Genomic DNA, 6,869 nt, shown 5'->3' with positions numbered 1-6,869 from the left:
CACGACACTGGGAATCACAGATCCTCGTCGTGCACGCCCACGGACAGGAACGTGACGAACCCGCCCGCGCCCACGGTGTAGTGCAGGCGACGGGCGCTCGCACCCTGATCGAGACGGATACGGTAGATGGGATCCCCGTTCGGTCCGAGACGCACGGCGTTGTCGCCGCCGGCGCCGACGCGCAGCGGATGGCAGTCGCGCGACTTGGACTGCGCGGCGAGGCCGACGAGCACCTCCACCGCCGCCTCGACGACGTCCTGACGGTCAATCACCGTACGCTCCATCGTCTCGAAGAAGTCGTCGCAGTACGACCACTTGCCGGGCAGCGGATAGCGGGCCTTGTCCTCGGCGGAGAAGCGCAGCGCCCACGCCTCGCGGATCCACGCGTCGAAGCGGTCGCGCTCCGCGTGCACGCGGTCGGCGTCGTCGAGGAACAGGCCGCGCATGGTGCGGTACTGCGTTCCCGCGTGGGCGCGCATGCGCCGCTGCTCCTGCCCGTAGTCGCGCAGGGACTCGTTCTGGCGGCGGGCGTCGTCCAGCTTGCGCTGCAGACGCCGGCCGCGCCGATGCTCGCCGTCGACGAGCTCCAGCAGCGTACGGATGACGCGGGCGCTGGTCGCGTCGGCGCCGGACGGCACCAGCGCGGACGGTTCGATGGTCTCGTCGTGCATGAGCATGCGCCGCAGGTCGTGGACGTTCGGCACGCCGTCCGACTGCGTCCTCACGTCGAGGATCTGCAGCCACGGCACGCCGCCGGTCACCAGGATCGGCGCGGGCAGCGCGCGGGAGAGCGCCTCGCGCGAGTTCGCGAAGCGCATCCGCCAGTCGTTCCGGCCCTTGCCGCGCGTGATGATCGTCATCGGGCGTACGTCGCCCTCCCTCACGTACGTACGCAGATCGTCCTCCGGCGTGAACCGTCCGTCCAGCGCGTCCTTGGCGTCGACGCACACGGTCCGGCCCGGGTACAGCGAGACCATGCAGTAGTCACGGCGCACACGGTCCACGCGGACCAGCACGATGGCGCCGTCGACGTACCCGGCGATCGCCCGGTCCGCATCGAGCATGCGGACCCCGGACACCACGCGGGAGTCGGGATCGAGCATGCCGCGCACCATCTGTCCATCGGCGAACACGTGGTCGGCGGGCACGCCCACGGCGTCGTCGGGCACCTTCACGGAGACCAGCGTGCCGTCGAAGAGACGGCCCAGGCCGCGATCGCCGCACGTGCCCTCCATCCTGACGGTCGCGGGCGTCAGCCCCGGGGCGGCGGCCACGGGCGTCTCGGTGGAGTATCCGTCGCCGGCGAGCATGCCGATCGCGTCCTCGATGAGCGATTCGGTGCGATCGCTGATGACGTCGTCCGTGAATCCGCCGTACACGTTCGGCAGGGAGTCGGGATCGTCGAGCCATGCGACGCCGGACGGGTAGAGCCGCGCGAATCCGTTGTAGACCTTGGCGTGCTCGGGCAGGGCGTCGCAAAACTCCCATGTGGCGTTCACCGACTCCAGTTCGAATACGGTCGCCACGCCCCTGAGATCGCGGGCGACTCGCTGCATGTTCAGACGGCAGCGCAGGGGCCTGCCGCATCTGGTGGCGACGACGGCGGCCAGCGTGCGATCGGGATCACCTAGAAACTCCACCAATTGCTCGACCTCACCGGCTCTGACGACATGCACGAACCCCTCGGCCTCCCGGGGAACCAATGGGGAGACCGCATGCGAGGGGACGACGCGTGTTTCGGACGCGCTGCGGCGCGGAGGCACCGCCAGCGGCGACGGGACGGCGGTGCGAATGGATGTGCTGGTCATGGTAACGTTCCTTTCAGGAAGTTGGACGCGCGAGGCGGCGCTTCCGGACGGCCGTATCTCGTCCGTCGCACCGTATAGGCGTAAACCGCGGCGGATCCGACGGAAAACCGAGACGACACACGCGAATTGGAAGGAAGGGGCCGAACGCATGAGGATCGGAGTCACCGGACATCAGCACATTCCGCAGGAGGCGATGGCGTACGTGACGAACGGCATCGACGAGCTGCTGCGCCGGTACGACGGCGAGGACGTCGTCGGCCTGAGCTCGATGGCGTGGGGGGCCGATCAACTGTTCGCCGATGCGGTGCTGCGCGCCGGGCACCGGCTGGACGCGATCATTCCGTGCCGCGGATACCGGACCACGTTCGACGAGCGGGGGCTCGCTGCGTACGACCGTCTCATGGAGCGGGTGCGCACGGCCGTGACGCTCGACTTCCCCGGGCCGAGCGAGGACGCGTTCCTCGCCGCCGGCAAGCGCGTCGTCGACGAATCCGACGTGCTGGTCGCCCTCTGGGACGGTCTGCCGGCGGCGGGCAAGGGCGGCACCGGAGACGCCGTGGCCTACGCGAAGGCCAGGCGGAAGCCGGTCGTGATCATCTGGCCGGAGGGCGTGGTGCACTGACGCATCGGCCCCGGCCGACGAAGGCCGCGTGGGGACGGGACGCTCCGTCCGCACGCGGCCTTTCATTGTTCTCCCTTCTTCCCGTGGTTCCCGTGAAGGATAGGCCTATGCCCGGTGTCGGGCCTCGACGGAGGCCCTACGCATTGGGACGTCGTATCCGCCGAAAGGGGCGAAATCATGGGAATCAAACGAAGGATGCACTTCATCAAGCTTACCGCGCAGAGCGCGTTCATGCCGGAGGCGGCGCGCACCGTGCAGCGGGCGATCGTGTGCAGGTTCGGCAACCGGCTGAAGGAGTCGCACGACTGGTGGGCCGTACTGCTCGACCGCAAGACGATGGTCGCGCGCTACCGCAGGGACCGTCGTCTCCCGGATGAGGGATACCTGCATGTGCTCATCCAGGGCTATCGGGGCGCGGTCGCGATCGAGCAGCAGGACACGCTCCTGCTGCAGGAGGCGCTGCGCTGCCGCGCGCTGGAGCTCGTCGGCGAGTACCGCACGCTGCAGGACGGACTGCCGAGGCTGCTGCGCGATCACGAGGAGGCCGCCGACCGCCCGACCGGAGACGAGGGACCGACGACGGCCGGCGAATGCTACGAGTCGCCGGAGGTGATCGCGCGGCGTCGCCGCCGCGAGCGCGCGCGGGCGCTGCGTGACATTGAGACGACGGCGAACGCCACGCGCCGACGTCTCGCCGAGATCAGGGCCGAGCACGCCGAGCTCGAGGACACGTTCCGGTTCCATCAGGACGCGTTGCTGTGCCGAGCGCAGGTGGTGCAGTCCTATTACCGCACCCGCATGCATGATTTCGCGCGCCGGACGCTGCGCTCGTGCCTGCGCGAGGGCGAACCGCCCATCCTGCCCGAGATACCGCTCGACATCGCGGAGCCCTCGCCGTTCCCCTCCCTGCCGGACCCGGCGCCGGGCGAACGGTCCGACACCGACACCTCGCCGGAGACGCGGCACTGACCGACGGACCGGCGACGACGACACGCCCGCGATTCCGGGGAATTGCCGGATTCCCGTCGCCACCGGCCCCGGATACGCCTGTATGGAGGCGTACGGCACCGCACACGGTCCGCACGGAAAGGAGCACCTCATGTTCATCAACGGCAACCATTCGACCATATCGCGGCGCGGTCCGTTCGGCGGGGTCCGGGTCAGGGCCCTCATAGCCCTCCTCTGCGGCGCGATGCTGGCCGGTCTCGGCGGATGCGGCACGTCGACCAACGCGGAGACTCCCGCCGAATCGAGGTATTCGGCCGTGGGGATCGTCGTGGCCGACACGACGACCAATCCGGCGGCCTCGCTGACCGACTCCGAGCAGGCGCTCATCGGAAACGTCATGACGGACTACGGCAGCGACAGACTGATCATCGTGTCCGCCGGCGGCCAACCGCGGGTGGTGAGCCCGGAACTGGCCGAGTTCGACCCCGAGGAGGGCAACGCCACCGGCATCGCGAAAAGGGTGAGGAGCAACATGCTCGAGATCGAGGACACGCTGGCGGCGATGGGCGCGAAGACCCCGGAGCAGAGCACCTTCGAGGCCATCGCCGTGGCGGCCGACTTCCTGTCCTCCGCGGCGTCCGCCGACAAGCCGGCCCTGCTGCTGGTACACAGCAACGGGCTCGACTCGACGGGCGCGATGGACATGACCACGATGCTCGCCTCGCATTCGTCGGATGAGATCGCCAAGGCGGTGCGCGAGGCCAATACGAACCTTTCGCTCGGGAACGTCGCCCTGCGGATCCGCGGCCTCGGCTACGTCGCGGACGACGCCCCGACGGCGCAGAAACGTCCCACGGCGGCGGTCCGATCGTTGATCGAGACGATCTGGAGCCGCGTCCTCGAACAGTTCTCCCCCGCGTCCCTGAACGTCGACCGCACGCCGGTCTCCGGAAACCACCCGGCCGCGGCGACCGGGAAGGTCACGCCGGTGAGACTGCCGTCGACCGAGATCCGCTGCGACGGCGGGGCGATCAACTACGAGATGCCGTCGTCGCTGCTGTTCGCGCCGAACAGCGCGGAACCGAACGGCACCGCCAAGGGCCTGCTCGGCGAGCCGGCCGCGATCCTGCGCGACAATCCGACGGCCAGGGTCACCGTCACCGGACACGCGTACGCCGACCCCGCCTACGGCGCCGAGGACTACCAGGCCATATCCGAGTCGCGCGCCCGGGCCGTCGCCGACCTGCTACGCGACGCCTACGGCATCGACGCCGGCCGGATCACCGCGCGCGGCGTGGGCGCGACACAACCCGCGGCCTCCGCCGACGGCACGTCCGCCCCCGAGGCGGACCGTCGGGTGGAGCTCACCATCACCGGCGTCAGAAGCAACGGATCCTGCCGGGTCGCCTGACGCCGCCCCGTCAACCGCATCGCATCGTCACCACACCAGTGAGAAGACCATCATGACACCACTCAACCTTCCCCGATTCACGACCGACGGCGGCGAGTTCGACGACATCGAGCGGCAGGCCGTCGACCAGCTCCATGCGCTCGTCGGGGCCAACGCCCTCGACTCCGGCCACGGCGACATCGTCGACGAGTACATCGACGACCTCGCCGCGCCCATCCATCAGCGGGCCCGTCAGCGGTACGACAAGGGACTCGACGGGCTCGACCGCCGCGAGGGCGCACTGATCGGACGCACCTCGCTCGCCCGCGCCGTCGCCGATCAGGCGGCGGATCGGGCGGCCGATCTCGAGCGGCAGTTCGATGCCGTCTACCGCGAATCCCTCGACATGGAGGCGTCGCACCGGGGGCTGAACTGGTTCGAGCGACTCGGCTGGTGGCGCCCGCCCGCGGGGACCGACCGCCGCCGGACCGACGAGCCGCCGACCATCCCCGTCCCCGGTGCCACGCCGGACCCCGGTCGCCCGACCGCCGCCGGGGCGGGCGCGACCGGGCACACCGATCCGTGCGTCTTCCCCTGGACGCTGCTGGCGTTCGCGCTCATCGGTCTGGCCGCCGAGATTCCGGATCCGCTGCTGTCGCTCAACATGCTGGACGCGATCTTCAACCAGCCGGCGGTGATCCTCGGCACCAGCCTCTTCTCGCTGTCGGTGGCCGGAGGCGTGTTCCTGCTCGCCGCGGTCCTCGCGATCGGGGTCGGGCATCATCTCGCCATCAGGAGGACCGGCGCCTCCCATCCGCTGCCGACATGGGCGATCCGCGTGCTCGTCGCGCTGTGGGCGGGACTCGGCGTCGCGATGGTGCTCATGCGCGTCTTCGAGGCCGCGATCGAGGGGCTCCGTCCCGACTATGCCTCGTCCCTGCCGATAGCCCTGACGATGTTCATCCTGTACTTCGGTTCCGGTGCGGACCTGTGCGCGACGAGCCAGCTGTACTTCACGGGCAGCTACCATCGTCTCCACGGCGTCCGGCGCGCGATGCTCGGGGCGCAGCGCAGGGCGGCGAGGCTGACGGCCAGGGCCGAGGTCCTGGTCCACGACATGGAGATGCTGCGGGACATCCGCGACCGGTTCACGCAGCGGTACCGCGATCACCTCGCCGTGCTGCAGGCGCGCGAGGACGCGATCAAACGTCGTTTCAGGCTGCAGCTGGCCTGCGAGATGGGAGACCCGGCCGAGAGCGGGCTGGTGCGGACGCCGCTTCGGCCCGAACATCCCCACCGCGTCCTCGACGCGGAGCCCGGAATCGAGGTCCGGTCATGACGGCCCCGTTCCGCTCGACGTCCGGCTCGGCTCCGGCCGAGGCCGACGACTGCCGTCCCTACCCGTTCGGCTGCGGCGGCAGGGGCACCGTGGTCGACGGCACCTGTCGCCGCTGCGGCGCGCACCGGTCGCCGACGCAGCCCGATTCCCCCGATGACGCCGGTGATCCGCCCGACTCCCATCGCGCCGCCGGAGCACTGCGCCGGATGCTGTCCGGCGAGCCGCTGGAGGGCGTGATCTGCGCGACCCCGGAGCAACGCGACGGCGGAGCCGCGTTCGGCGTCGCCGACGTGGCCCTGCACCTGTGCTACATGATCCTGATGATGCCGGTCCGCATCGGACTGTTCGTCCTCCTGATGATCCCCCGCGCACTGCGCGTGATCAGTCCCGCGGCGCTCCGCTTCGGCTCCACGAACGCACTCGGTCTGGGATTGTTCACCTCGCTCGGCAACCGGCCGGTCCCCGAGACGCTCATCCGGGTGCGTCTGCCCGACGGCACGGAGCGCATACTGCTGCTCCGGGGCGAGATACGCGGCGGCATGCCGACGCTGGGCCATCCGATCACCGCGCAGGTGCGTCCGCGGCGCGACGGCACCCTGCGCACGCGTCGTCTGTATGATCGGGCGAACCACGTCAGCATCCGATGCGCGACCCCGGCCCCGCTCTTCTGGAACCGGCTCGCCATGATCGGACTCATCGCGATGTATCTGGCCATCGTCGGATCCCTCACCGGAGGATTCGGGCTATGGGATTGAGGCTGGT

At 69.9% G+C, this 6,869-nt stretch carries 6 protein-coding genes; 5 read left to right on the top strand and 1 reads right to left on the bottom strand.

Annotated features, from left to right (window positions below):
• Nucleotides 1-14: 14 nt before the first annotated feature.
• A complete protein-coding gene (locus tag JS528_RS11320) occupies nucleotides 15-1,808 on the bottom strand; it encodes a hypothetical protein (RefSeq protein WP_214359142.1) in 1,794 nt (597 codons plus the stop codon).
• A 148-nt stretch (nucleotides 1,809-1,956) separates the two neighbouring features.
• Between JS528_RS11320 and JS528_RS11315 the strand changes: the two genes are divergently transcribed.
• The 5 genes from JS528_RS11315 to JS528_RS11295 all read left to right on the top strand — a co-directional run bounded on the left by JS528_RS11315 (nucleotide 1,957) and on the right by JS528_RS11295 (nucleotide 6,862).
• The gene (locus JS528_RS11315; RefSeq protein WP_214359141.1) at nucleotides 1,957-2,430 is read left to right on the top strand and encodes a hypothetical protein; all 474 of its coding nucleotides are present in this window, start codon (nucleotides 1,957-1,959) and stop codon (nucleotides 2,428-2,430) included.
• A 177-nt stretch (nucleotides 2,431-2,607) separates the two neighbouring features.
• Nucleotides 2,608-3,399, top strand: coding sequence for a hypothetical protein (locus JS528_RS11310; protein WP_214359140.1), 792 nt, complete (start codon nucleotides 2,608-2,610; stop codon nucleotides 3,397-3,399).
• 130 nt (nucleotides 3,400-3,529) lie between these two features.
• The gene (locus tag JS528_RS11305) at nucleotides 3,530-4,789 is read left to right on the top strand and encodes an OmpA family protein (RefSeq protein ID WP_214359139.1); all 1,260 of its coding nucleotides are present in this window, start codon (nucleotides 3,530-3,532) and stop codon (nucleotides 4,787-4,789) included.
• Nucleotides 4,790-4,841: 52 nt separating this feature from the next.
• Nucleotides 4,842-6,107, top strand: coding sequence for a hypothetical protein (locus tag JS528_RS11300; protein WP_214359138.1), 1,266 nt, complete (start codon nucleotides 4,842-4,844; stop codon nucleotides 6,105-6,107).
• Entirely contained in the window at nucleotides 6,104-6,862 is a 759-nt protein-coding gene (locus JS528_RS11295) for a hypothetical protein (protein WP_214359137.1), read from the top strand. Before JS528_RS11300 ends, JS528_RS11295 begins: the two co-directional genes overlap by 4 nt.
• Nucleotides 6,863-6,869: the final 7 nt, after the last annotated feature.

Origin of the sequence: Bifidobacterium santillanense (assembly GCF_018555385.1) — a bacterium.
GTDB lineage: Bacteria > Actinomycetota > Actinomycetes > Actinomycetales > Bifidobacteriaceae > Bifidobacterium > Bifidobacterium santillanense.
This window is presented reverse-complemented; position numbering and strand designations above follow the sequence as displayed.